25 protein-coding genes are annotated in these 24,172 nt (G+C 73.3%); 4 read left to right on the plus strand and 21 right to left on the minus strand.

Translation table 11 applies throughout. From position 1 onward, the window contains the following. Window positions 1-14: 14 nt before the first annotated feature. Entirely contained in the window at window positions 15-962 is a 948-nt protein-coding gene (locus ACFY7H_RS08095; protein WP_388934754.1) for a polysaccharide deacetylase family protein, read from the minus strand. Between the two features lie 12 nt (window positions 963-974). Here ACFY7H_RS08095 and ACFY7H_RS08100 point away from each other — a divergent pair, with 12 nt between their 5' ends. Further along, window positions 975-2,243: a methyltransferase domain-containing protein gene (locus ACFY7H_RS08100; protein WP_388934756.1), complete on the plus strand. Its 1,269-nt coding sequence runs from the start codon at window positions 975-977 to the stop codon at window positions 2,241-2,243. A gap of 41 nt (window positions 2,244-2,284) precedes the next feature. Here the strand turns inward: ACFY7H_RS08100 and ACFY7H_RS08105 are convergent, their stop codons facing one another. The 5 genes from ACFY7H_RS08105 to tsaB all read right to left on the minus strand — a co-directional run bounded on the left by ACFY7H_RS08105 (window position 2,285) and on the right by tsaB (window position 5,645). Further along, window positions 2,285-2,947: a hypothetical protein gene (locus ACFY7H_RS08105; protein WP_388934759.1), complete on the minus strand. Its 663-nt coding sequence runs from the start codon at window positions 2,945-2,947 to the stop codon at window positions 2,285-2,287. A gap of 92 nt (window positions 2,948-3,039) precedes the next feature. Next, window positions 3,040-3,315: a hypothetical protein gene (locus ACFY7H_RS08110; RefSeq protein WP_388934762.1), complete on the minus strand. Its 276-nt coding sequence runs from the start codon at window positions 3,313-3,315 to the stop codon at window positions 3,040-3,042. After that, the gene (tsaD, locus tag ACFY7H_RS08115; RefSeq protein WP_388934764.1) at window positions 3,312-4,472 is read right to left on the minus strand and encodes a tRNA (adenosine(37)-N6)-threonylcarbamoyltransferase complex transferase subunit TsaD; all 1,161 of its coding nucleotides are present in this window, start codon (window positions 4,470-4,472) and stop codon (window positions 3,312-3,314) included. Before tsaD ends, ACFY7H_RS08110 begins: the two co-directional genes overlap by 4 nt. Further along, window positions 4,465-4,986, minus strand: a complete 522-nt coding sequence (gene rimI, locus ACFY7H_RS08120; protein ID WP_388934767.1) for a ribosomal protein S18-alanine N-acetyltransferase — start codon at window positions 4,984-4,986, stop codon at window positions 4,465-4,467. The genes tsaD and rimI overlap by 8 nt, the downstream gene beginning before the upstream one ends. Next, the gene (tsaB, locus tag ACFY7H_RS08125) at window positions 4,983-5,645 is read right to left on the minus strand and encodes a tRNA (adenosine(37)-N6)-threonylcarbamoyltransferase complex dimerization subunit type 1 TsaB (RefSeq protein WP_388934770.1); all 663 of its coding nucleotides are present in this window, start codon (window positions 5,643-5,645) and stop codon (window positions 4,983-4,985) included. Before tsaB ends, rimI begins: the two co-directional genes overlap by 4 nt. Window positions 5,646-5,780: 135 nt before the next feature. Between tsaB and ACFY7H_RS08130 the strand changes: the two genes are divergently transcribed. After that, on the plus strand, window positions 5,781-6,338 hold the full coding sequence (locus ACFY7H_RS08130) for a hypothetical protein (RefSeq protein ID WP_388934773.1): 558 nt from the start codon (window positions 5,781-5,783) through the stop codon (window positions 6,336-6,338). 120 nt (window positions 6,339-6,458) lie between these two features. Here ACFY7H_RS08130 and ACFY7H_RS08135 read toward each other — a convergent pair whose 3' ends face one another. The 9 genes from ACFY7H_RS08135 to ACFY7H_RS08175 form a co-directional block, all read right to left on the minus strand. After that, window positions 6,459-6,635: a hypothetical protein gene (locus ACFY7H_RS08135; RefSeq protein ID WP_388934776.1), complete on the minus strand. Its 177-nt coding sequence runs from the start codon at window positions 6,633-6,635 to the stop codon at window positions 6,459-6,461. A 262-nt stretch (window positions 6,636-6,897) separates the two neighbouring features. Next, window positions 6,898-7,452: a tRNA (adenosine(37)-N6)-threonylcarbamoyltransferase complex ATPase subunit type 1 TsaE gene (tsaE, locus tag ACFY7H_RS08140; protein WP_388934779.1), complete on the minus strand. Its 555-nt coding sequence runs from the start codon at window positions 7,450-7,452 to the stop codon at window positions 6,898-6,900. Beyond that, window positions 7,409-8,608, minus strand: coding sequence for an alpha/beta fold hydrolase (locus tag ACFY7H_RS08145; protein WP_388935026.1), 1,200 nt, complete (start codon window positions 8,606-8,608; stop codon window positions 7,409-7,411). Before ACFY7H_RS08145 ends, tsaE begins: the two co-directional genes overlap by 44 nt. 32 nt (window positions 8,609-8,640) lie before the next feature. Beyond that, window positions 8,641-9,777 (minus strand): alanine racemase, encoded by a 1,137-nt coding sequence (gene alr / locus ACFY7H_RS08150; protein WP_388934783.1) that lies wholly within the window; start codon window positions 9,775-9,777, stop codon window positions 8,641-8,643. A 93-nt stretch (window positions 9,778-9,870) separates the two neighbouring features. Further along, window positions 9,871-11,277, minus strand: a complete 1,407-nt coding sequence (locus ACFY7H_RS08155) for an NAD(P)H-hydrate dehydratase (RefSeq protein ID WP_388934786.1) — start codon at window positions 11,275-11,277, stop codon at window positions 9,871-9,873. A gap of 51 nt (window positions 11,278-11,328) precedes the next feature. Then, window positions 11,329-11,697: a holo-ACP synthase gene (locus tag ACFY7H_RS08160; protein ID WP_388934788.1), complete on the minus strand. Its 369-nt coding sequence runs from the start codon at window positions 11,695-11,697 to the stop codon at window positions 11,329-11,331. A 24-nt stretch (window positions 11,698-11,721) separates the two neighbouring features. Further along, window positions 11,722-13,593 carry a glutamine--fructose-6-phosphate transaminase (isomerizing) gene (glmS, locus tag ACFY7H_RS08165; protein WP_388934791.1) on the minus strand — a complete coding sequence of 624 codons (1,872 nt, stop codon included), beginning with the start codon at window positions 13,591-13,593 and terminating at the stop codon, window positions 11,722-11,724. 135 nt (window positions 13,594-13,728) lie between these two features. Beyond that, a complete protein-coding gene (locus tag ACFY7H_RS08170) occupies window positions 13,729-14,502 on the minus strand; it encodes a hypothetical protein (RefSeq protein ID WP_388934794.1) in 774 nt (257 codons plus the stop codon). Then, complete coding sequence (locus tag ACFY7H_RS08175) at window positions 14,499-15,272, minus strand: hypothetical protein (protein WP_388934797.1); 774 nt, start codon at window positions 15,270-15,272, stop codon at window positions 14,499-14,501. Before ACFY7H_RS08175 ends, ACFY7H_RS08170 begins: the two co-directional genes overlap by 4 nt. 299 nt (window positions 15,273-15,571) lie before the next feature. Here ACFY7H_RS08175 and coaA point away from each other — a divergent pair, with 299 nt between their 5' ends. Then, window positions 15,572-16,591 (plus strand): type I pantothenate kinase, encoded by a 1,020-nt coding sequence (coaA, locus tag ACFY7H_RS08180; protein WP_388934800.1) that lies wholly within the window; start codon window positions 15,572-15,574, stop codon window positions 16,589-16,591. A gap of 15 nt (window positions 16,592-16,606) precedes the next feature. After that, complete coding sequence (locus tag ACFY7H_RS08185; protein WP_388934803.1) at window positions 16,607-17,575, plus strand: DUF389 domain-containing protein; 969 nt, start codon at window positions 16,607-16,609, stop codon at window positions 17,573-17,575. On the opposite strand, the gene glmM is transcribed toward ACFY7H_RS08185, so the two are convergent. From glmM to truA, 6 genes are all read right to left on the minus strand, one after another. Beyond that, window positions 17,572-18,930 (minus strand): phosphoglucosamine mutase, encoded by a 1,359-nt coding sequence (gene glmM, locus ACFY7H_RS08190; protein ID WP_388934806.1) that lies wholly within the window; start codon window positions 18,928-18,930, stop codon window positions 17,572-17,574. The genes ACFY7H_RS08185 and glmM overlap by 4 nt on opposite strands. A gap of 135 nt (window positions 18,931-19,065) precedes the next feature. Then, entirely contained in the window at window positions 19,066-19,581 is a 516-nt protein-coding gene (gene rpsI, locus ACFY7H_RS08195) for a 30S ribosomal protein S9 (protein WP_361913690.1), read from the minus strand. Window positions 19,582-19,623: 42 nt separating this feature from the next. Further along, complete coding sequence (gene rplM, locus ACFY7H_RS08200) at window positions 19,624-20,067, minus strand: 50S ribosomal protein L13 (RefSeq protein WP_388934808.1); 444 nt, start codon at window positions 20,065-20,067, stop codon at window positions 19,624-19,626. Window positions 20,068-20,300: 233 nt separating this feature from the next. Then, the gene (locus ACFY7H_RS08205) at window positions 20,301-21,584 is read right to left on the minus strand and encodes a glycosyltransferase family 87 protein (RefSeq protein WP_388934810.1); all 1,284 of its coding nucleotides are present in this window, start codon (window positions 21,582-21,584) and stop codon (window positions 20,301-20,303) included. Between the two features lie 36 nt (window positions 21,585-21,620). Continuing rightward, a complete protein-coding gene (locus tag ACFY7H_RS08210; RefSeq protein WP_388934813.1) occupies window positions 21,621-23,249 on the minus strand; it encodes an ABC-F family ATP-binding cassette domain-containing protein in 1,629 nt (542 codons plus the stop codon). 44 nt (window positions 23,250-23,293) lie between these two features. Beyond that, the gene (gene truA / locus ACFY7H_RS08215; protein ID WP_388934815.1) at window positions 23,294-24,145 is read right to left on the minus strand and encodes a tRNA pseudouridine(38-40) synthase TruA; all 852 of its coding nucleotides are present in this window, start codon (window positions 24,143-24,145) and stop codon (window positions 23,294-23,296) included. Window positions 24,146-24,172 lie beyond the last annotated feature (27 nt).

The following is a 24,172-nucleotide window of genomic DNA, read 5'->3' on the forward strand; positions in this document are numbered from 1 at the left end:
CCGGCGCGCGTACCTCACAAGTAGTCCTCCAGGCGTGCCACGGCATATCCCTTGTCCGTGACGGTCTTCATGACATGACGGATCATGTCAGGCATCGTGCCCTTCCAGTCCTCCCGGCCCCGGAAGTGCGTGAGGATGATGTCACCGGGGTGGAGGTCGCGGTCCCATTCGCGGTATTCCATCCGGTTCACGAACGCCTCGGCGTTCCACAGCGGGACCGCCTTGATGCCGCAGGACTTGGCGGCGCGCAGCGTGTCCTGGTTGTAGTTGCCGTACGGCGGGCGGAAGAGCGAGGGCCGCTTGCCGAACTGCTTCTGGATGATGTCCTGCTGGCCGCAGATCTCCTCGCGCTGCTGCTCGTACGAGAGTCCGGGCATGTAGCGGTGGTTGACGGTGTGGTTGTTGAGGGTGACGCCCGCCGCCTGCATCTCCTTGAAGTAGGGGTAGTTCTCGCGCACGAGGTAGTCGCTGAGGAAGGCCGTGTACGGGATCTTCAGCTCGCTCATCATCCTGATGAACTCGGGGTCCTTCTCGGCCCCGTCGTCCACGGTCAGGAAGACGACCTTGTCCTCGGTCGGGATGGTGGTGAAGACCGGGGGCAGTTCGTCCTGGTCCTCGACCTCGAAGCCCTCGCGCGTGGTGATCTCGGGCTTCTCCTTGGGTGCGGCCGGGGCCGGGAGCGGCGTCTTGGCCAGCCGCCACTTCTTGGCCGCGGCGATGCGGGCCTGCTGGGCGGCTTTGAGCTTCTCGGCGGGGTTGGCGAGCGCACCGGCCGCGCCGCCCGCTTCCGTCCCCTGGCCGGGCTTGGCCTTGGCGGGCTTCCCGGACTCCGCGGCGCCGCACCCCGTGCCCAGGGCGGCGACCAGCAGCGCGGCCAGGGCCACCCCGTACCGGCCGCGCGGGCGTCCCGCGAGCCGGTGACCATACTGCGAAGTATGTGATGTTTGTCGTACAAGCTGCATAGCAGCGGATCCTTGCACCAGGCGGCGCCGCGCCCCGGACGACACCACGGCCGGACCCGCCCCTTCCACCGGCTGGCCCACAATGAACCGGTGACCCCCGAAGACTTCGCCGCGCTCCTCACCTTCGAGGGCCGCGCCCTCCTGACCTCGCTCCGCGATTACGACCCCGCCCAGGAGCTGGCCGTGGCCACCCGGCTGCGCCGCGAGTACCCCGCCGCGCTGGTGTCGGCCGCGCTGGGGCAGGCCCGGCTGAGGCAGCGGGCGGTGGCGAAGTTCGGGGCCGAGGACGCCTACCGGATGTACTTCACCCCCGGCGGCGGGGAGATGGCCACCCGCGCGCCGGTGGCCGCGTACCGCGCCGAGCGGCTCGCCGGGCTGGGCGTACGCAGCGTCGCGGACCTGTGCTGCGGGATCGGCGGGGACGCCCTGGCGCTGGCCCGGCGCGGGATCCGGGTGCTGGCCGTGGACCGCGACCCGCTGACGGTGGCCGTCGCGCGGGCCAACGCCGACGCGCTGGGGCTGGCGGAACTGATCGAGGTCCGGGAGGCCGATGTGACGGCCGTGGACGTGTCCCCGTACGACGCCGTCTTCCTCGACCCCGCGCGGCGGGGCGGGCGCGGCCGCGTCTTCGACCCGGAGTCGTACTCGCCGCCGCTGTCGTGGGCGGTGGAGACGGCCCGCGCGGCCCGGTTCGCGGCCATCAAGATCGCGCCCGGCATCCCGCACGAGGCGGTTCCGGCGGAGGCCGAGGCCGAGTGGATCTCCGACCACGGGGACGTGAAGGAGGCCGTCCTGTGGTTCGGCACCGTGCCGGGCACGGTGCGGGCCACCCTGCTGCCGGGGCCGCGCGCGCTGGAGACCGCCGAACCGCTGCCGGATCCGGAGGCGGGACCGGTCGGGCGCTGGCTGTACGAGCCCGACGGTGCAGTGATCCGCGCCCACCTCGTCGCGGAGGTGGCCGGGCAGCTGGGCGGGCGGCTCATCGACCCGACCATCGCCTACATCACCGCCGACGAGCTGCGCCGGACGCCGTACGCGACCGCTTACGAGATCACCGACGTGCTGCCGTTCGGGCTGAAGAAGCTCAAGGCGCTGCTGCGCGAGCGGGAGGTCGGGATCCTGACGGTGAAGAAACGGGGGTCCGCGATCGAGCCGGAGGAGCTGCGCAGGAAGGTCAAGCCGCAGGGCCCGAACTCGGCGACGGTCTTCCTGACGCGGGTGGCGGGGGCCCCGTCGATGCTGATCGGCCGCCCGGCCTTCGAGGCCCTGTCGTCAAAGTAGCGCCGGTCCGGGCGGGACTTTGACGACAGGGCCCAGGCCCCTCACACCCCCGCGAGACGGGATTCCGGCACGCGGAGCCGGGGCCGGTCGCCCGCCGCCGGGGCCGGGGTGCGAGTCCAGCGGGAGTACGCCGCGGCCTTGGCCAGCCCCAGCAGGGCGGTGGTCCACAGGATCATGCCGAGGCCCGTGAAGTACGCCACCTCCCCGTACGTGTCCGTGCCCGGCCGCGCCCCGGCCGCCGACGCGAAGGCCAGCCAGAGGCCGAACCCGCCCAGCGCCAGGGAGGCCGTCAGCCACACCGCGCTCCGCGCCGGGGCCCGCAGGCGGGTATCGGCCCCGGGGTCCCGGCCCGCCAGGACCCACGCGCACAGCAGCTGCCGCACCTGCCGCTCCCGCCGGGCGCCGCGCGCGCAGCACAGCCCGGCGCGCAGCAGTACGGCGGTCCCGGCCGCGGAGCAGACGGCCCCGGCGAGGCAGCCGGCCGGGCCGCCCGCCGCGAAGGCCGTCACGGCCAGCCCGGCGAAGGTCCAGCCCAGCGCGAAGGCCGCCGCGACGCCCCAGAGCGACAGCAGCCGGCCGAGGCCGAGGCTGCGCCGGCTCAGGTCCGCGAGGAAACGCGCGCGGTCGGCCCGTACGACGCCCTCGTCCAGCCACTCGCGCAGGTGCGCGGGCGGCGGCGGGGGCGGGAGGTCACGGCTAGGCATGCGCACGACCCTAGCGGCGGCCCTTCGAGCTTCGCCGCAGAGCTCCTCGACCGCCCCTCCGACCAGGGCCGCAGCGCGCCGCGGCGGGCACCTCAGCCCGTACCGGTCGTCTCCACCGACTCGAACCGCCAGCGGTGCACCGCCCGGGTGATCAGGTCCGCGGCCGGCTCGGGCAGCTCGGGCAGCTCCGCCGCCAGGCCCTCGGGGACCTCCCACCAGGTGATCACGAGCACCCGTTCCTGCGGGGCGCGCAGCACCTCACGGCGCACCGGCTCCCGGGCCAGCACCTGCGCCCGGGCCCACTCCAGGAGCTCGTTGCCCCGGCCGTCGACGGCCCGGGCCTCCCACATCAGGGCGACGGTGCTCATGAGTAGAGGTTGTCCTTGCTGAGCTCGTGCACGTGGTCGTGGTCGTGCGCGTGACCATGGGCATGGCCGTCCCCGCCCCCGCCCCCGTGCTCGTGCTCGTGCTCCTGGGAGGACGTGCCCGGCACGTGCGGGTCCGTCACCGGAAGCGAGGAGTCCGCCGACAGGTCCCAGTCGGAGGCCGGCCGGTTGCGCCTGACCATCTCCGCGCCCAGCGCCGCCACCATGGCGCCGTTGTCGGTGCACAGCTTCGGCCGCGGCACGCGCAGCACGATCCCCGCGGCGTCGCAGCGCTCCTGCGCGAGCGAGCGCAGCCGGGAGTTGGCCGCCACGCCGCCGCCGATCATCAGGTGGTCCACGCCCTCGTCCTTGCAGGCGCGGATCGCCTTGCGCGTCAGCACGTCCACCACGGCCTCCTGGAAGGACGCCGCCACGTCGCGCACCGGCACCTCCTCGCCCGCGTTGCGCTTGGCCTCGATCCAGCGGGCCACCGCCGTCTTCAGTCCGGAGAAGGAGAAGTCGTACGCCGCGTCGCGCGGCCCCGTCAGACCGCGCGGGAAGTTGATCGCCTTGGGGTCGCCCTCCTTCGCCAGCCGGTCGATGACCGGACCGCCGGGGAAGCCGAGCTGGAGCACGCGAGCGATCTTGTCGAAGGCCTCGCCCGCGGCGTCGTCGATGGTCGCGCCCAGCGGCCGTACGTCGCTGGTGATGTCGGGGGCCAGCAGCAGCGAGGAGTGCCCGCCGGACACCAGCAGCGCCATCGTCGGCTCGGGCAGCGGCCCGTGCTCCAGCTGGTCGACGCAGATGTGGGAGGCGAGGTGGTTGACGCCGTACAGCGGCTTGCCGAGCGCGTACGCGTACGCCTTCGCCGCCGAGACGCCCACCAGCAGCGCCCCCGCGAGGCCCGGGCCGGCCGTGACGGCGATGCCGTCGAGGTCCCGGGCGCTGACCCCGGCCTCCTTCAGGGCGCGCTCGATGGTGGGGACCATCGCCTCCAGGTGCGCGCGGGAGGCCACTTCGGGCACGACCCCGCCGAAGCGGGCGTGCTCGTCGACGCTCGACGCGATCGCGTCGGCCAGCAGGGTGGTGCCGCGGACGACGCCGACGCCGGTCTCGTCGCAGGAGGTCTCGATGCCGAGGACGAGCGGTTCGTCAGCCATTGCTCTCACTGCTCTCAGGGTTTTCGGTTCTGGTCTGTGCCGGGTCGGTCAGGCGCATCACGAGCGCGTCGACGTTGCCGGGCTGGTAGTAGCCGCGCCGGAAGCCGATCGGCTCGAAGCCGAACCGCTCGTAGAGCCGCTGGGCACGGGTGTTGTCCACCCGCACCTCCAGCAGCACCTCGGCGCATTCGAAGGCGGTCGCGGCGCGCAGCAGCTCGGTGAGCAGCCGGGCGCCGAGGCCCGTGCCCCACTGGTCCTTGGCCGCGGCGATGGTCTGCACGTCGCCCAGGTCGCCCGCGGCGGCCAGTCCGGCGTAGCCGACGAGGCGGCCGGTCCCTGGTTCCTCGGCGACGACGTAGCGGCGGGTGGCGTGCGGGCCGCGCGCGTGGGCGAGTTCGGACCAGAACATCCCGGCCGACCAGGCGTCGTCGGGGAACAGCTCGTGTTCCAGCTCCAGCACCGGTTCGATGTCCCACCAGCGCATCTCGCGGAGCACTGCGGTCGGGGCGGTCACTGCGGGGTGACCACCTTGTAGTTCTTGGGCACCTGCGCGTCGGGGCGGCGCAGGTAGAGGGGGGTCGGGGGGAGGAACTCCGCCCCGGCCGCGATGCGCTCGGCGGCCAGGGCGGCCAGCGCGGCGGCCGACTGGTGCTCGGGGGCGCGGGCGTCCGGGAAGACCTCCGGGTACAGCAGGGCGCCCTGGCCGACGGCCGGGAGGCCGGCGACGCGGTCGGCGATGTCGGCCGGGCGGTCGACGGCGGGCTGGCCGACGCGGGTGCGCGGGTCCTCGTAGCGCGCCCAGTAGACCTCCTTGCGCCGCGCGTCGGTGGCGACGGTGAAGGGGCCCTCGATCCCGGCGGCCCCGGCGGCGTACGCGAGCCCGTCGAGGGTGCACAGGCCGTGCACCGGGACGCCGAGGACGGCGGCGAAGGTGGAGGCGGTGACGAGGCCGACGCGGAGCCCGGTGTAGGGGCCGGGGCCGACGCCGACGACGACGCCGGTGACGGCTTCGAGCTTCACCCCGGCTTCGGCGAGGACCTCGTCCACGGCGGGCAGCAGGAGCTCCCCGTGGCGGCGGGCGTCGACCTGGTTCGACTCGGCGAGGACGGATTCCCCGTCGTGCAGGGCGACGGTGACGGCGGGCGTGGCGGTATCTACGGCGAGCAAGAGCACGCGAACAGCCTACGACTCCCCGGCCCCAGGGCCTTGCGGCCGGTCGGGGCGGGGGCCGGCTGCTACCTTTCGACGGGGGACACACCCGGGTCGGCCGGGAGTTCGACGACCCATGGCGCGGAGAGGTGGAGCAAGGTGGCACGCAGCAGCTCGGGAATCGTGGCCGGGCTCACCGCGGCGGCGATCGCCGCGATCGGCTTCCTGGGCTACCAGGCCTCCGCGACCGCGCCCGCGCACCCCGCCCGGACGGGCCCGCAGGCCCCTGCCGCGCCGCAGGGACAGGCCCCCGCGAAGCAGGACCCTGCGAAGCCCGCCGCGGTGCCGGCGGACTCCGGGACGGGGCCGCGGGTCGTGTACTCGGTCTCCCAGAAGCGGGTCTGGCTGGTCGCGGAGGACGGCAAGGAGCCGAGGACGTTCGCGGTGGTGCCGAGCACGGTGCACCCGGCGCCGGGCAGTTACGTCGTCGGCTCGCGCGCGGGCGCGGTGACCGGCACGGACGGGGTGCCGATCGAGCACGTCGTCCGGTTCGCCAGCGCGGACGGCATCGCGATCGGCTTCAGCGCCCGGGTGGACGGTGCGATGCCGGAGCCGGACACCACGAAGAAGACCGGCGGCATCCGCATGGCACGGGCTGACGGTGACGCGGTCTGGGCCTTCGCGACGATCGGCGCGAAGGTCGTCGTCGTCGCCTGACGGCCGCCCGCGCCGACGGCCTCTCCCGGCGCTCGTGGGGCTTCCCACGGCGTTCCCCGGTGCGGGGCGCCTCATGCGGCGTAAGGCGCCCACGCAGCGTGATTCACCCGAAGGTGCGTATCAGGCCGCTTCCGACTCGGGGGCGGCCTGTTCCCGTTCCGTTTCGGGCGCGGGCCCCTCTTCCGGTTCCGCCGCGCCGCGCGCGGGCGGCGTGGACACCGCCGTGGCGGCCGCGCCCGCCGCGAGCAGAGCCCGCATGGACACGACGGGCGCTCGCTCTGCTCCTGCTGCCGACATGGCTGCCTCCTGAGACCCGGGACGCGTACTTAGGTAGACCTAACCAGCGCTGGGTACCATGTCATCACGCGAGCCCACGCCAACGCAATATCTTCCCGACGACTTGTCGGTACGTTGTCGGCCGCGCGGGCCGGAACCACGTACGGCCGTCGGCGGATACCGGCGTATCCGCCGGATCCCGGCCGGGCCGGGCGGTCCGGCCCCCGTTCCACCGGACTCCACCCGGCTCCGCCGGGTTCGGCGGAGTCGCGCGGGACGCCTGCTACCGCTCCGAGAGGGCCGCCAGCTCCGTGCCGGCCCACCGCGCGCCGACGCCGCGCAGCGCGACCTCGCGTACGTCGTCCAGGACCTCCTCGTGGCCGACCGCCCGCCCGATCACCACGTGCAGCCGGTCGTCGGAGAGCTCCTCGACCTTGCCGTCGCCCCACTCCACGACGACCACGGACTCGGGCAGCGAGACGTCCAGGTCCAGGTCCTCCATCTCGTCGAGCCCGCCGCCGAGGCGGTACGCGTCCACGTGCACCAGCGCCGGCCCCTGGCCCAGGGACGGGTGGACGCGGGCGATCACGAAGGTCGGCGAGGTCACGGCCCCGCGCACCCCCAGCCCCTCCCCCAGCCCCCGGGTCAGGGTGGTCTTGCCCGCGCCGAGCTCGCCGGTCAGCAGGACCAGGTCGCCGGGGCGCAGCAGGCCGGCAATCCTGCGGCCCAGCTCCTGCATGGAGGCGGGCGAGTCGACGGTGATCAGGGTTTCTGCGGCGGCCTCGGCCAGTGCCTCAGCGGCCGGGCTGCGCGGCGCTTCCCGCGGTACTTCTTCCATGTCCCCCAACGTTAGCCGTTGCGGGGACGGCGCCGGTGCGCGCCAGCAGGCCGGTCAGCAGCCCGGTCACGAGGTCGGGGCGCTCCAGCATCATCAGGTGCCCGGTGTCCTCCAGCACCACCAGCTCGGCGGCCGGCAGCACCTCCTTGACGGCCACGCTGTGCCCGGCCGGGGTGATCATGTCCCGGTCCCCGGCGACGACGGTGACCGGGATGTCCGCGAACCGCTGGAGGGCGGCGCTCTTGTCGTGGGTCTGGAAGGCCGGGTAGAACTCCGCGACCACGTCGATCGGGGTGGCCTCGATCAGCCGCTCGGCGAAGCGCGCCACACCGGGGTCCACGTCCCGGGAGCCGAACGAGTACATCTTGATCATGCCGGCGAAGAGGTCGGCGGTGGCCCGGCGACCCTTCTCCACCAGCTCGACCTGGGAGCCGAGCGCCTTCAGCACCCCGGGCAGGATGCGGCGCACCGCGCCCAGTCCGACCGAGGGCAGCCCGTACGTCACCTCGTCGAGCCGGCCGCTGGAGGTGCCGATCAGGGCCACCCCGCGGACGCGGTCGCGCACCAGCTCGGGGAACTGGTCGGCGAGGGCCATGACGGTCATGCCGCCCATGGAGTGGCCGACGAGGACGAGCGGGCCCTCGGGCGCGGCGGCGTCGATGACGGCCTTCAGGTCGCGGCCGAGCTGGTCGATGGTCACCGGTTCGCCGTCGGCCTGGGCCAGGCCCCGGGCGCTGCGGCCGTGGCTGCGCTGGTCCCAGTAGACGGAACGAACGACCCCGCGCAGGGCGGCGCGCTGGAAGTGCCAGGAGTCCTGGGAGAGGCAGTAGCCGTGGCAGAAGACGACGGTGGTGCCGGCCGCCGGGTCCTTGGGCCGCAGCCGGCGTTTCGTACCCTCCTCGGGCAGCTCGTCGGTCTCGTAGTAGAGCTCGGTGCCGTCCTCGGCGCGGCACGCGCCCTCGGTCCCGCGCAGGGAGCCGAAGTCGCCGGCGGCGTCGAGGGCGAGGCGCGCCTTCATGCGGATGCCGCGCCCCACGGTGATGCGTTCGACCGCGACACCGGCCGCGGCACCGGCCGCCAGCACACCGATGGCGGCGCCGGCCCAGCCGGCCCTGCGCCAGTTCTCGCTCACGACGTCGCCGTCCTCACTCAGCACTCGCACCCGGCACTCGGCCCGTGACGGCCGCGTCAGCCGCCGAGGTACACCCGGGGAACCCGGCTTCCGATACGGGTGACGATCTCATACGCGATCGTGTGCGCCGCTTGAGCCCAGTCCTCGGCGGTCGGTTCGCCGCGCCCGGCGTCCCCGAGGAGGACGACCTCGTCGCCGGCCCGGGCGAGGTCCTCGCCGAGGTCCACGACGAACTGGTCCATGGCGATCCGTCCGGCGGCCCGCCGGACCTTGCCGCCCACGAGCACCGGCCCGCGGCCGGAGGCGCTCCGGGGCAGGCCGTCCGCGTAGCCGGCGGGGACGAGCGCGAGGTGCGTCTCGGTCCCGGTGACGTAGTGGTGGCCGTAGCTGACGCCGTGCCCGGCGGGGACGGCCTTGACCAGCGCGAGGGAGGCCTTGAGGGTCATGGCGGGGCGCAGCCCGAGCTGGGCGGGGGTGCCGAGCTCGGGCGACGGGGACACGCCGTAGACGGCGAGCCCGGTGCGCACGAGGTCGAAGTGGCTCTCGGGGAGGGTGAGCGTCGCGGGCGAGTTGGCGATGTGCCGGACCTCGGGGTCGACGCCCTCCTTCTCCGCGTAGGCCAGCATGTCGCGGAACGCGTCGAGCTGGAGCCCGATGGAGGGGTGGCCGGGCTCGTCGGCGCAGGCGAAGTGGGACCAGACGCCGGTGACCCGGACGGTGCCCTCGGCCTGGGCGGCGACGGCCGCGCCCACCAGCTCGGCCCAGTCGGCGGGCTGGCAGCCGTTGCGGCCGAGGCCGGTGTCGGCCTTGAGCTGGACGCGGGCGGTACGGCCGGCCGCGCGGGCGGCGGCCCGGACCTCGTCCAGGGCCCACATCCCGCTGACGGACACGTCGATACCGGCCTCGACGGCCTCCCGCCAGGGCCCGCCGGGGGTCCAGAGCCAGCACATGACGCGGCCCTCGATGCCGGCGGCGCGCAGGGCGAGCGCCTCCTCGGGGGTGGCGGTGCCGAGCCACGCGGCACCGGCCTCCTGGGCCGCACGGGCGCACTGGACGGCACCGTGCCCGTAGGCGTTCGCCTTGACGACGGCCATCAGCTCGGCCCGGGGTGCCCGCGCGCGCAGGGCGCGTACGTTCTCCCGTACTGCGTCAAGATCGATCTCGGCGTACACGCGCATCGGTGTCTCGTTCATCGCCCACAGTCTCTCAGAACCCTCCCCGAGCCTCCGCTCTGCCCGTCACGCGCCGCCACGGCCGCCACCACGGCCGGACCGTGCCGCCCGGCGTCAGGACCCGACCGACCGCCACGCCGCCGGCAGGGCTTCGGCCAGCTCGTGGGCCGGGACCGGTGCGCCGGCGGCCGCGGTCCGGCCCGCGAGGCCGTGCAGGTACGCCGCCACCGAGCCGGCGTCCGTCCCGTCCAGGCCCCCGGCCAGCAGCGACCCCGCCAGCCCGGACAGGACGTCCCCGCTGCCGGCGGTCGCCAGCCAGGGCGTGCCCGTCGGGTTGGCCCGTACCGCACCGCCGGAGGCCACCAGCGTCGTCGACCCCTTCAGCAGGGCCGTCGCCCCGTACCGCCCGGCCAGCTCCCGCACGGCGGCCAGCCGCCCCGCCTCCACCGCGTCCCGCGCCACCCCCAGCAGCGCCGCCGCCTCCCCCGCGTGCGGGGTCAGCAGGGTCGCCGCCCGGCGCGCGCGCACCACCGCCGGGTCCAGCCCGCGCAGCCCGTCCGCGTCGACCAGTACGGGCACGTCCCGGTCCGCCAGCGCCCGTTCGACCTCGGCGGCCCGCCCGGACCCGAGCCCGGGGCCGACCACCCAGGCCTGCACCCGCCCCCGCCCCACCAGCACCTCCGGGTAGCGCGCCAGCACGGCGTCCGCGGCCGGCCCGACGTACCGCACCGCGCCCGCGCCGCCCCGCAGCGCCCCGGCCACGGCGAGCACGGCCGCGCCCGGGTACTCCTGCGACCCGGCGACGACCCCGACCACGCCCCGCCGGTACTTGTCGCTCGACGCCGTCGGCACCGGCAGCAGCCGGGCCACGTCGGCGTGCTGGAGCGCCTCCAGCTCCGCCGGGGCCGGCAGGTCCAGCCCGAGGGGGACGAGCCGCACCGCGCCCGCCCGCGAGGCCCCGGGGTCGATCAGCAGCCCCGGCTTGTACGCGCCGAAGGTCACCGTCACGTCGGCCGACACCGCCGGGCCCGCGACCTCCCCGGTGTCGGCGTCCACGCCGCTCGGCAGGTCCACGGCGACCACGAGCGCGCCCGCCGGGATCCGCTCCGCCAGCGCGGCCGCCGCCGGCCGCAGCCCGCCCCGGCCGCCGATGCCGACGAGCCCGTCCAGTACGAGGTCCGCCCGCGCGGGCACCGACTCCGCGACGCGCCCCCCGGCGGCCCGCAGCGCGGCCAGCCCGCCCGGGTGGATCCGCGCCGGGTCCATCGGCACCGCCGTCACCCCGGCGCCGCGACGGGCCAGCCGGGCGCCCGCGTACAGCGCGTCGCCGCCGTTGTCCCCGGGGCCGGCCAGCAGCACCACCCGGGCCCCGTAGACCCGGCCGCGGCGCCGCGCCAGCAACTCCGCGCACACGGCAGCCAGTCCGGCCGCCGCCCGGGACATCAGGGCGCCCTCCGGCAGCCGTGCCATCAGCTCGCGCTCGGCGGCCCGTACGGTCTCCACGCTATAAGCAGTACGCATGCCCCCAGCCTGCCGCACGGCGGGCGCGGACCCCCGGCGGCACCGCCCCCGTCAGCCCTCGGCGATCACCACGGCCGACGCGATGCCGGCGTCGTGGCTCAGCGAGATGTGCCAGGACCTGACGCCGAGCGCCCGCGCCCGCGCCTCGACCGTGCCGGACACCCGCAGCCGGGGCTGCCCGGTGTCCTCCACGTACACCTCGGCGTCGGTCCACAGCAGCCCGGCGGGCGCCCCCAGGGCCTTGGCCAGGGCTTCCTTGGCCGCGAACCGGGCGGCGAGCGAGGCGATTCCGCGCCGCTCGCCGCTCGGCAGCGTCAGTTCGGAGTCGAGGAAGAGACGCTGGGCCATCTGCGGCGTCCGCTCCAGTGCCGCGCCGAACCGCTCGATCTCGGCAACGTCAATCCCCACACCGACAATCACAGGAACAACCCGCCCACTCTTCGCTCACTCCACCGTCACGGACTTTGCGAGGTTACGCGGCTGGTCCACCTCGTTCCCGCGCGCCGTCGCCAGCTCGCACGCGAACACCTGGAGCGGCACCGCCGCCACCAGCGGCTGGAGCAGCGTCGGCGTCGCGGGGACGCGGATCAGGTGGTCGGCGTACGGGACCACGGCCTCGTCCCCCTCCTCCGCGATCACGATGGTCCGCGCCCCGCGCGCCCGGATCTCCTGGATGTTCGAGACGATCTTGTCGTGCAGGACCGACCGCCCGCGCGGCGACGGCACGACGACCACGACCGGCAGGTCCTTCTCGATCAGCGCGATCGGCCCGTGCTTGAGCTCGCCCGCCGCGAAGCCCTCGGCGTGCATGTACGCCAGCTCCTTCAGCTTGAGCGCGCCCTCCAGCGCCACGGGGTAGCCGACGTGCCGGCCCAGGAAGAGCACGGTGTTCTTGTCGGCGAGGGAGCGCGCCAGGGCCCGTACCGGCTCCATGGTCTCCAGTACGGTGTCCACCGCCGCGGCGATGTCCGACAGCTCCCGGATCACCGCCCGGATCTCGTCGCCCCACTTCGTGCCCCGCACCTGCCCGAGGTAGAGCGCGACGAGGTAGCAGGCGACCAGCTGCGTCAGGAACGCCTTCGTGGAGGCGACGGCCACCTCCGGACCGGCGTGCGTGTACAGCACGGCGTCCGACTCGCGGGGGATGGTCGAGCCGTTCGTATTGCAGACGGCCAGCACCTTGGCGCCCTGCTCGCGCGCGTGGCGCAGCGCCATCAGGGTGTCCATGGTCTCGCCGGACTGCGAGATCGCGATCACCAGCGTCCGCTGGTCCAGGATCGGGTCGCGGTAGCGGAACTCGCTGGCGAGCTCCGTCTCGCACGGGATGCGGGTCCAGTGCTCGATGGCCAGCTTCGCGATCATGCCCGCGTGGTACGCCGTACCGCAGGCCACGATGACGACCTTGTCGACCTCCCGGAGCACCGAGGCGGGGATGCGCACCTCGTCCAGGGTCAGCAGGCCGCTCGCGTCGATCCTGCCCAGGAGGGTGTCGGCGACGGCCTTCGGCTGCTCGGCGATCTCCTTGAGCATGAAGTAGTCGTAGCCCCCCTTCTCGGCCGCCGAGGCGTCCCAGTCCACGTGGTACGCCCGCACGGTCGCGGGCGCACCGTCGAAGCCGGTCACCGTGACCCCGTCGCGGCGGAGTTCGACGACCTGGTCCTGCCCCAGCTCGATCGCGGCGCGCGTGTGGGCGATGAACGCGGCCACGTCCGAGGCGAGGAAGTTCTCACCCTCTCCAACGCCCACCACCAGAGGGGAGTTCCGGCGCGCGCCGACCACCACGTCCGGCTCGTCGGCGTGCACCGCGACGAGGGTGAACGCGCCCTCCAGCCGCCGGCACACCCTCCGCATCGCCTCCGCGAGGCCGCCGCCGGCGGCACCGCCGGCACCGCCGGCCGCCTCGAAGGACTCGGCCAGCAGGTGCGCCACCACCTCGGTGTCCGTCTCGGACTCCAGCCGGTGCCCGCGCCCGGCGAGTTCGGCGCGCAGCGCGGCGAAGTTCTCGATGATGCCGTTGTGCACGACCGCCACCCGGCCGGAGTTGTCCAGGTGGGGGTGGGCGTTGACGTCGGTGGGCCCGCCGTGGGTCGCCCACCGGGTGTGCCCCAGGCCGGTGGAGCCGGCCGGCAGCGGCCGACTCACCAGTTCCTTCTCCAGGTTGACCAGTTTTCCGGCCTTCTTGACGTTGGCGAGCACCCCGTCGGCGAGCACGGCGACCCCGGCCGAGTCGTAGCCGCGGTACTCGAGCCGCTTCAGTCCGGCGATGACCACATCGAGCGCAGACTGCGCCCCTACGTAACCCACAATTCCGCACATAGGCGGCAGCGTACGCCGTGGCCACCCGTCCGCCCCGTACCCGAACAGGACGAAAACCCCGCCCCGGCGAATCCACCGGAGCGGGGTTGACGACGTGTTCGAAGCGCCCGTTCGACGGACCGACGGCCGCCGCCCTCAGCCGAGCTTGCGCAGCTGCGCCTCGACCACCGGAGCCGCGAGTTCGGCCGCCCCCGAGGAGCGTCCGGCCGCCAGGTTCACGAGCGTGCCGCCCTTGCGCACCACCATCAGCTCGGTGACGTAGTGCTCGCCGTCCCGCTCGGCCTCCACCGTGTACGCGGCCGCCTCGTCACCGCCGTGCGCGGCGTGCGGGACGACCCGGGTCACCTTGACGGTCTCCCCGTTCGCCGTCGCGGAGTAGCCCGCACGGCACGCCTCGCCCGCGGCGCGCACCTCGGCGAAGTGCCCGCCGGCGGTGTTCCCCGCGTACGAACCGAGGGTCACCACCGTCACGGTCGAGCTGGCCGCGTCCTGGGCGGCCGCCCGCTTCTGCCGCTCCGTGGCTTCCCGCGGCAGCGGCGCCGGCACGGCCACCACCGACGCCCGGGCCCATCCGGTCCGCCCGGCCGGCAGGAAACCGGTGGCCGCGTACGCCAGCTCCCGGCACTCGGGCCGGTCCACGCTCACCAGCGCGCTGTCCGCGCCCTCGGGGCTGATCCTGTGGTCCGCCAGGTCCCCCTGCGCCACGATCAGCCGGGCCGGCAGCTGCTGCGCCCTGCCCTTCGCGGCGTGGTCGGCCGCCCCGGAGGGCGACTCGTCCGCCGCCGGCACGATCTCCACCACCATGGCGGGCCGGGCGGTCCCGCATCCCGTGGCCAGTAAGGCCAGCGTCAGCCCGGAGAGGGCCGAGGCGCCCAGTGCGGCCGCGCGCCGCGCGCGGGCCGCTCTCATCCGAGCTTCTTGGCCTGCGCCTCCACGACCGCCTTCGGCTGGGCGGCCTCACCGGTCAGGTTCAGTGCGTAGAAGGTGGCCAGGGTGTTGCCCTTGCGCACGACCACGAACTGCATCGTGGCCTTGTCGCCGTCCTTCAGGTCCATCACGGTGCTGTAGGCGAGGGACTCGTCGCCGGCGGTGACCGCCGGGGAGGACCCGACCTTCTCGATCCTGGTGGCCTCGGTGCCGTCCTGGACCGTGTAGCCGCCCCCGCAGGCCGTGGTCGCGGCCTTCAGCGTGCCGAAGGCCTCCTCGGCGCCCTTGCCGTCGTAGGAGGCGAGGCCGACCGAGGTACGGGTCACGCTCAGGCCGTCCTTGAGCGCGTCCAGCTTGTCCTCCACCGACGCGCCCTCGCCCGGCTTCTTCGCCTTCTCCCGGGCGGCGACGGTCGCCGTGCCGGCGGGCTTGCCCAGCGGCACGAAGGACTGGAGCTGGACCAGCGGCTTGCACTCGGCCTTGTCGGGGACGGCGCTCTGCCCGCCCCCCGCCTTCGCGGCCGCGTCCGCCTCGACCTCGTACGCGGGCAGGTCGGCCTGGGTGACGAGCAGCGGGGCCAGCTCGGCGGCCGACTTCCCCTTGTCCGCCGCCGGGGCGGACGCGGACCGCTGCGGTTCCGCCCCGCCGCCCGCCTTCGTACCGGAGTCACCGGAGCCGCAGGCCGTGGCCAGCAGGCCGAGGGACAGTGCCGAAGCGGTCAGGACGGCACGACGGACGACAGTGGTACGCACGAACGATCTCCCCCATGGAACAGAAGCCGTCAGGGCGCAGGTCGGCGCCGCGGCGACGAACAATGTACGGCTCGCGATCGATCACACGAACGGGTTTTCGGATCACGGGCGGAATCGTGATCCGCACGAGACCGGGCGGGCCCCCTATCGAGACGTACTCGTGTTCGCACCGCCGCGAGCCCGCCCCGCCGCCGCCCCGCCGCCGCCTCACCCCGGTCACCCGGGGTTCCCCCGCCGGCCATCCGCCACGTGACCGACCCCACCACCCACGAGCGCCCCCGAGCCCCGACAATGGCGGTGTGATCACCTCGCCGACGCGTTGTACGCCGGACCGCGCAACGGAGCGCCCCGGTGCCCGCCGGGCCCAGGACGCCTCTCCGTACGTCGACCTCACGCGGGCCGAGTGGAGCGCCCTGCGCGAGCGGACGCCGCTGCCGCTGACCGCGGAGGAGGTGGAACGGCTGCGGGGCCTGGGCGACGTCATCGACCTCGACGAGGTGCGGGACGTGTACCTGCCGCTCTCCCGCCTGCTCAACCTGTACGTCGGCGCCACCAGCAACCTCCGCGGCACCCTGAACACCTTCCTCGGCGACGCCGGCAACGGCCACGGCGCCCAGCAGGGCACCCCCTTCGTCATAGGCGTCGCCGGCTCCGTCGCCGTCGGCAAGTCCACCGTGGCGCGCCTGCTCCAGGCGCTCCTGGCCCGCTGGCCCGAGCACCCCCGCGTCGAGCTGGTCACCACGGACGGCTTCCTGTACCCGATGAAGGAGCTCCAGCGCCGCGGCCTGACCTCCCGCAAGGGCTTCCCCGAGTCCTACGACCGCCGGGCGCTGACCCGCTTCGTCGCCGACATCAAGGCGGGCAAGGACGAGGTCAGGGCGCCGGTCTACTCGCACCTGATCTACGACATCGTGCCGGGCGAGCAGCTCGTCGTGCGCCGCCCGGACATCCTCATCGTCGAGGGGCTCAACGTCCTGCAGCCCGCCCTGCCCGGCAAGGACGGCCGCACCCGCGTCGGCCTCGCCGACTACTTCGACTTCAGCGTGTACGTGGACGCGCGCCCCGAGGACATCGAGCGCTGGTACCTCAACCGGTTCCGCAAGCTGCGCGAGACGGCGTTCCAGAACCCGTTCTCCTACTTCCGCAAGTACACCCAGGTCTCCGAGGAGGAGGCCCTGGAGTACGCGCAGACGATGTGGCGGACCATCAACAAGCCCAACCTGCTGGAGAACGTGGCCCCCACCCGCGGCCGCGCCACCCTCGTCGTGCGCAAGGGCCCCGACCACAAGGTGCAGAAACTGAGCCTGCGCAAGCTGTAGCACTAGGGTGCGGCCATGCTGCATCTGAGGATGATCACCCCGCACCACCTGACCGAGCAGGTGGTGAAACTGGTCGAGCAGACGGTCGGGACCACCCATCTGGTCGTGCTGAAGGGCGCCGCCCGCGATCCCGAGGGCGACCTGGTGCTGTGCGACGTGGCGCGCGAGTCGGCCGACGAGCTGCTCCGGGAAATGCGCTCCCTCGGCGTCGACCGGACCGGGTCCATCGCCGTCGAGAACATCGGCCTCTCCCTGTCCCGGCGCGCCGACGAGGCGGAGGAGGAGGCTCCGGGCGAGGGCGCGGACGCGGTGATCTGGGAGCAGCTCTCCGAGTCCACTCACGAGGAATCGACCCTCACGATCACCTACAGCGCCTTCCTGATCCTCGCCACGATGATCGCCGCCTGCGGTGTGGTCCTGGACAACGCGGTCCTGATCGTCGGCGCGATGGCCGTCGGCCCCGAGTTCGGGCCGCTCGCCGGGATCTGCACGGGCCTGGTGCGGCGCGACTCCAAGGCCGCGGCCCGCTCGCTGGTCGCACTGCTGGTCGGCTTCGCCTTCGCGATCGTGGCGACGACCCTGTTCAGCCTGGCCATGAACGCGCTCGGACTGTTCCACCCGGGGATACTCGACAGGCCGCGGCCCAACACCAGCTTCATCTGGCAGCCCGACCCGTTCTCCTTCGTCGTGGCGGTGCTCGCCGGCGCGGCCGGGATGCTGTCACTGACGTCGGCGAAATCGGGGGCGCTGGTGGGGGTGGCCATCTCGGTGACCACGGTTCCGGCCGCCGCGAACGCGGCCGTGGCGCTCGGCTACGGGGAGTTCGCCCAGATGTGGGGCTCGGCGGAACAGCTGCTGCTGAACCTGCTCGGCATCATCGTCGCCGGCTCACTGACCCTGATCGGCTGGAAACTGCTGCGGCGCACCCAGCACGCGCGAATGCTCCGCCGGCCGGGTGCGCCACGGGGCGGCGCGGGGGCTTAGCCGAGCGCCGACTTCACCGCGTCGGCGAGGCGCCCGGCGACCGTGCGGGCCTGCTCGATGTCGGCGGCCTCCACCATCACCCGTACGAGCGGCTCCGTACCGGAGGGGCGCAGCAGCACCCGGCCGGTGGAGCCCAGCTCGCGCTCGGCGTCGGCGACGGCCGCGGCCAGCTCGCCGGAGGTGGCGACCCGGGACTTGTCCACGTCCGGGACGTTGATCAGGATCTGCGGCAGCCGCCGCATGACCCCGGCCAGGTCGGCCAGCGTGCGCCCGGTGGCCGCGACGCGCGCGGCCAGCATCAGGCCGGTCAGCGTGCCGTCGCCGGTCGTCGCGTGGTCGAGGATGATCACGTGGCCGGACTGCTCGCCGCCCAGCGCGTAGCCGTGCTCCTTCATGGACTCCAGCACGTACCGGTCGCCGACGCCGGTCTGCACGACCTGGATGCCCTCGGCCTCCATGGCGAGCTTGAAGCCCAGGTTGGACATGACGGTGCCGACCACGGTGTTCCCGCGCAGCTGCCCGGCCTCGCGCATGGCCAGCGCCAGCACCGCGAGGATCTGGTCGCCGTCGACCTCGGCGCCCGTACCGTCGACCGCGAGGCAGCGGTCCGCGTCGCCGTCGTGCGCGATGCCGAGGTCGGCGCCGTGCTCGACCACGGCCTGCTTCAGCAGGTCCAGGTGCGTGGAGCCACAGCCGTCGTTGATGTTCAGGCCGTCGGGTTCGGCGCCGATCGTGACGACCTCCGCGCCGGCCCGGGCGAAGGCCTCGGGCGAGACGTACGCGGCCGCGCCGTGGGCCTCGTCCAGGACGACCTTGAGGCCGTCGAGGCGGTTGGGGAGGACCGCGATGAGGTGGGCGACGTACTTGTCGAAGCCCTCGTCGTAGCCGGAGACGCGGCCGACGCCGGAGCCGGTGGGGCGCTGCCAGGGCGCGCCCGTGCGGTGCTCCTCGTACACGGACTCGATGCGGTCCTCGAGCTCGTCGGCGAGCTTGTGGCCGCCGCGCGCGAAGAACTTGATGCCGTTGTCGGGCATGGCGTTGTGGCTCGCGGAGAGCATCACGCCGAGGTCGGCGCCCAGCGCACCGGTGAGATACGCCACCGCCGGGGTGGGCAGCACACCGACGCGCAGGACGTCCACGCCGGCGCTGGCGAGGCCCGCGACGACCGCGGCCTCCAGGAACTCGCCCGACGCGCGGGGGTCGCGGCCGACCACCGCCGTGGGCCGGTGCCCCTCGAAGGTTCCGGCCTCGGCCAGTACGTGCGCGGCCGCCACGGAGAGGCCGAGCGCGAGCTCAGCCGTCAGATCCGCGTTGGCGACGCCTCGTACACCGTCCGTCCCGAAGAGTCGTCCCACTGTTGTCCTCCCGAGTTCACGCTTCGCTTGTGACCGCTAGTGACAGGTATTTGCCGCTTATGGCGGTAAACGAACCGCCCCGGCAGCACGGAGAGTGCTGCCGGGGCGGTTTCGTTGCAGAACAGCAGGCGAAGATTAACGCTTGCTGTACTGCGGAGCCTTACGGGCCTTCTTCAGACCGGCCTTCTTGCGCTCGACCGCACGGTCGTCGCGGGAGAGGAAGCCGGCCTTCTTCAGCGCCGGGCGGTTGTTGTCCACGTCCGCCTCGTTCAGCGCGCGGGCCACGCCGAGGCGCAGGGCGCCGGCCTGACCGGAGACGCCGCCACCCGCGATGCGGGCGATGACGTCGTAGCGGCCGTCAAGCTCGAGGAGCTTGAAGGGCTCGTTGACTTCCTGCTGGTGCACCTTGTTGGGGAAGTAGTCCTCAAGGGTGCGACCGTTGATCTTCCACTTGCCGGTGCCCGGAACGATCCGGACGCGGGCGATGGCGTTCTTGCGACGGCCCAGGCCGGCGGCCGGCTGGGGGTCACCGAAGCGACCGGCAAGGGACTCGGAGGTGTAGTCGCCCTCGACGACGACGTCCGACTCGGTGGTGTACTCCTCGACGCCCTCGAACTCGTCGACGGGGGTCTCGGCGGTGGTCTCGGCCACGATGCTCCTCAGAATTCTCTACGTCTTAGGGGGTGGCCGGAACTACTGCGCGACCTGGGTGATCTCGAACGGCACCGGCTGCTGGGCAGCGTGCGGGTGCTGGTCGCCCGAGTAGACCTTCAGCTTCGAGAGCATCTGACGGCCCAGGGTGTTCTTGGGGAGCATGCCCTTGACGGCCTTCTCGACGGCCTTCTCCGGGTTGTTCGCCAGGAGGTCGTCGTAACGCACCGCACGCAGACCGCCCGGGAAACCGGAGTGGCGGTACGCCATCTTCTGCGAGGCCTTGTTGCCGGACAGGTGAACCTTGTCGGCGTTGATGATGATGACGAAGTCGCCCATGTCCATGTGGGGGGCGTAAGTCGGCTTGTGCTTGCCCTTGAGGAGGGCAGCGGCCTGGGTCGCCAGACGGCCGAGGACGACGTCCTGGGCGTCAATGACGAGCCACTGGCGCGAGATGTCGCCGGGCTTGGGGCTGAACGTACGCACGCGTATGCCTTCGCTTCTTCAGTGGTGGGTCATCCCATAGGGCGCAAGCCCTGCGGGAAGGGTCCTGACAGGGTCACCACGGACGATCACGACAGCCCTCGTTCACATCAGGGACGCAACCCGTGTGAACCGCTGGTCATCGGCCCGGTGGACCGGCGTAAGGCCCTCACGTGAGAATGAGCAAGCCAATACGCATAACAAACCAGCAGAGTACCCAAGAGGACCCGTACGGGTCAAAACGCGGTCCGCGATGCCGATGCTGCTGGCGTCGCGGCGCACTCCGGTTCGGTCCTGGGTGGGGACCCCGCAGTTGTTACGGGTTCCAGAGTAACCCGACTGGAGCGCCGCGCACGACGCGCCAGCAGAATCGCGAGCCCGCACAGGGTGGCGCAGTCCTTGAACGCGCGCCTCTTGTGGGCCAGCTCCGAGGGCCACGGCACCAGGACCATCTGCGGGGTCAGCGCCAGCCAGAACCACGGCGAACGCGGCATCGAGCCCTCCCGCGCACCCGTCGCCAACAACAGCGGGAGCACCACCAGGAGGTAGTGGTCGAAGGAGGGCCGGGACACCAGGAATGCGGCGAGCATCACCATGCACGCCGTCTCCGCGAGCCTCGGCCCGTCCCCCTCGCCCTCCGCGTCCGGCCGCCGCCACCGCGTCCTCGCCGCCCACAGCCCCGCCAGCGCCGCCGCGCCCGCCAGCGCCACCGCCACCGGCCCGGGCACCCCCAGCCGCGGCAGCACCGCGACCGGCGAGGCGTCCCACGGCAGGGCGTACGAGTCCTGCCCCTGGAACAGGAAGGGCAGGGTCTTGGTGAAGAACAGCGTCGGGCTCGGCATCAGCAGCGCCCCCGCCAGCGACATCCCCGCCGGCACCAGTACCGCCACGGCCAGCCCCCGCCACTGCCGGGCCAGGACGAAGAGCAGCCCGAGCGGCACCAGCATCGGCTTGCAGGCGATCGCCAGCCCGACCACCAGCCCCGCCGCGGCCCACCGCCGCCGGTGCGCCAGCAGCAGGGCCAGCGGCAGGGCGGCCGCCGAGATCGCCGTCCAGTTCCCGAGCATCACGAGGTTCGCGTACGGCTTGTAGACCAGCGCCAGCAGCGCGAGGCCGCCCACCGCCATCCGCGAGCGCAGCGACACCGAGAGCAGCCGCAGCGAGGCCCACCACCCGGCGCCCAGCAGCCCCGTCATCCCGGCCGGCAACAGCCACCGCAGCACCGCGCGCGGCACCATAGCCTCCGGCACCGCCATGATCACGGCGCTCGGCAGGTACAGGAACCGCTTGTCCTCGTAGGGCGAGGCCCCCGCCAGCAGCGCGTCGGCCGCCTTGACCACGAAGGCGTTGTCCGAGCCCCACTTCGGGTGCAGCCCCGCGGACACGGCGACCACCAGCAGGATCCCGGCGGAGACCACCCGCCACGGCAGCGGGGCCGGCCCGAGCAGCCAGGCGGTCACCCGGCCCGCCGCGGACGGCCGGTCCCCTCGCATGAGCCAGATGCCAGGCCGCAGCCCCACAGCAGTCCTCCTCGCCACGCCGAGAGGACCTCGCCCTCAGCGTTTGCGCTCGACCCTACGTTCGTCCCACACCGGCTCCTGAGTCTCGCGCACCACACCGTCGGAACCGAAGACCAGATAGCGGTCAAACGTCCGGGCGAACCACCGGTCGTGCGTCACGCACAACACGGTCCCCTCGTACGACTCCAGGCCGTCCTGCAAGGCCTCCGCCGACTCCAGGTCGAGGTTGTCCGTCGGCTCGTCCAGCAGCAGCGCCGTGGTCCCGGCCAGCTCCAGCAGCAGGATCTGGAAACGCGCCTGCTGGCCGCCGGAAAGCTTTTCGAACTTCTGCTCGCCCTGACGCTCCAGCTCGTAGCGGCGCAGGACGGCCATGGCGGCCCCGAGAGGCTTGGCGGCCTCCGTCCACAGGATGTCGACGAGCGTGCGCCCGAACAGCTCCGGATGGGCGTGCGTCTGCGCGAAATGACCGGGAAGCACCCGTGCGCCCAGCTTCCAGGTACCCGTGTGCTTGACGTCCTCGCCGGCCAGCAGCCGCAGGAAGTGCGACTTCCCGGAGCCGTTCGAGCCGAGCACCGCGACCCGCTCCCCGTAGAACACCTCCAGCGAGAACGGCTTCATCAGGCCGGTCAGCTCCAGGTTCTCCACGGTCAGCGCGCGCACCCCCGTCCGGCCGCCCTTGAGCCGCATCCGGATCTCCTGCTCGCGCGGCGGCTCCGGCGGCGGACCGGCCTCCTCGAACTTCTGGAAGCGGGTCTGCATCGCCCGGTACCGCGAGGCCATGTCCGGGCTGCTCGCGGCCTGGTTGCGCAGCCGCAGCACCAGGGCCTTCAGCCGGGCGTGCTCCTCGTCCCAGCGGCGCTTGAGCTCCTCGAAGCGCGCGAAGCGCTCCTTGCGGGCCTGGTGGTAGGTGTCGAAGCCCGCGCCGTGCACCCAGACGTCCGTACCCGTCGGGCTCGGCTCCAGGCTGATGATCTTCTCGGCGGCCCGCGACAGCAGCTCCCGGTCGTGCGACACGAAGAGCACCGTCTTGCGGGTGGCCTTCAGCTGCTCCTCCAGCCACCGCTTCCCGGGGACGTCGAGGTAGTTGTCCGGCTCGTCGAGCAGCAGCACCTCGTCCGGCCCGCGCAGCAGCGCCTCCAGGACCAGCCGCTTCTGCTCACCGCCCGACAGCGTGCGCACCTCGCGGTACTGGGCCCGGTCGAACGGGATGTCCAGCGCGGCCGTGGTGCAGACGTCCCACAGCGTCTCCGCCTCGTAGCCCCGCACGTCGGCCCAGTCGCTGAGCGCCTGCGCGTACGCCATCTGCGCGGCCTCGTCGTCCACCGTCAGGATCAGGTGCTCGGCGTGGTCCACGGCCTTCGCGGCGTCCCGGATCCGCGGCTGCGCCACCGAGACCAGCAGGTCCCGTACGGTCGTCTCGTCCCGGACGGAGCCCACGAACTGCGACATCACCCCCAGGCCGCCGCTGATGGTGACCCCGCCGCCGTGCGGCTGGAGCTCGCCGGAGATCAGCTTCAGCAGGGTGGTCTTGCCGGCACCGTTCGCCCCCACCAGGGCCACCACCGACCCCTCCCCCACGCGGAAGGAGACGTCGGGGAGCAGGACCCGCCCGTCGGGAAGGTAGTACTCCAGGTGGCTGGCTTCGAGATGTCCCATGCCGGGCATTGTCCCGGCCCGGCGGCGATCCGCCCAAACCGATTAACCGCCGATCAGCAGCAGCCCTTGCCGGGGAGGGTGCGCAGGTTCCGCGCCTCCTTGCTGCGGGCGGCCAGCAGCTCGTCGGCCGGGTAGCCGACCTCCTCCAGGGTGAGCCCGTGCGGCTTGACCACGTGCACCGAGGAATCCCGTACGGCGGCGGCCAGCACCTGTCCGGGCCACTCGACCGGCCGGTGCCCGTCGCCGACGTGCAGGAGCGCCCCGACCAGCGACCGGACCATGTTGTGGCAGAACGCGTCCGCCCGGACGGTGGCCGTGACGATCCCGTCCTCGGCCCGCTCCCAGCTGAGCTCCTGGAGGGTACGGATGGTCGTGGCGCCCTCGCGCTTCTTGCAGTACGCGGCGAAGTCGTGCTCGCCCACCAGCGCGGCGGCGGCCGCGTTCATGGCGTCCACGTCCAGCGGCCACTGGTGCCACAGCACGTGCCCGCGGCGCAGCGGGTCCACGCCGGCCGGGTGGTCGCCGACGCGGTAGGCGTAGCGGCGCCAGACGGCCGAGAAGCGGGCGTTGAAGCCCTCGGGGGCCTCGGCGGCCTTCCAGACCCGTACGTCGTGCGGCAGCCGGCCCGCGAGGCGGCGCAGCAGCTTGTCGTGGTGCTCGGCCCACACCTCCTCGGCCAGGTCGAACTGGGCCACCTGCCCGCGGGCGTGCACCCCGGCGTCGGTACGCCCGGCCACGGTCAGCTCGACCGGCTCCTTCAGCCGCATCACGGTCTGCAGGGCGCTCTCCAGCTCCCCCTGCACGGTCCGCAGCGTGCGCTGCTTCGCCCAGCCGGAGAAGTCCTTGCCGTCGTACGACAGGTCCAGCCGTACCCGGACGTGCCCGGGCTCCACCTCGTCACTCACGTGACAGATCCTCTCAGACGCGCGGAA

The sequence above is a fragment of the Streptomyces sp. NPDC012794 genome (assembly GCF_042901085.1).
Taxonomy (GTDB): domain Bacteria; phylum Actinomycetota; class Actinomycetes; order Streptomycetales; family Streptomycetaceae; genus Streptomyces.

Coding starts and splice junctions, on each gene's coding strand:
- alr (WP_388934783.1), bottom strand. CDS start 9,777: ATGAACGAGACACCGATGCGCGTGTACGCCGAGATCGATCTTGACGCA.
- ACFY7H_RS08170 (WP_388934794.1), bottom strand. CDS start 14,502: ATGAGAGCGGCCCGCGCGCGGCGCGCGGCCGCACTGGGCGCCTCGGCC.
- glmS (WP_388934791.1), bottom strand. CDS start 13,593: ATGTGCGGAATTGTGGGTTACGTAGGGGCGCAGTCTGCGCTCGATGTG.
- tsaD (WP_388934764.1), bottom strand. CDS start 4,472: ATGGCTGACGAACCGCTCGTCCTCGGCATCGAGACCTCCTGCGACGAG.
- ACFY7H_RS08110 (WP_388934762.1), bottom strand. CDS start 3,315: ATGAGCACCGTCGCCCTGATGTGGGAGGCCCGGGCCGTCGACGGCCGG.
- ACFY7H_RS08210 (WP_388934813.1), bottom strand. CDS start 23,249: ATGCCCGGCATGGGACATCTCGAAGCCAGCCACCTGGAGTACTACCTT.
- tsaE (WP_388934779.1), bottom strand. CDS start 7,452: ATGGAAGAAGTACCGCGGGAAGCGCCGCGCAGCCCGGCCGCTGAGGCA.
- ACFY7H_RS08105 (WP_388934759.1), bottom strand. CDS start 2,947: ATGCCTAGCCGTGACCTCCCGCCCCCGCCGCCGCCCGCGCACCTGCGC.
- ACFY7H_RS08135 (WP_388934776.1), bottom strand. CDS start 6,635: ATGTCGGCAGCAGGAGCAGAGCGAGCGCCCGTCGTGTCCATGCGGGCT.
- ACFY7H_RS08155 (WP_388934786.1), bottom strand. CDS start 11,277: ATGCGTACTGCTTATAGCGTGGAGACCGTACGGGCCGCCGAGCGCGAG.
- ACFY7H_RS08185 (WP_388934803.1), top strand. CDS start 16,607: ATGCTGCATCTGAGGATGATCACCCCGCACCACCTGACCGAGCAGGTG.
- ACFY7H_RS08095 (WP_388934754.1), bottom strand. CDS start 962: ATGCAGCTTGTACGACAAACATCACATACTTCGCAGTATGGTCACCGG.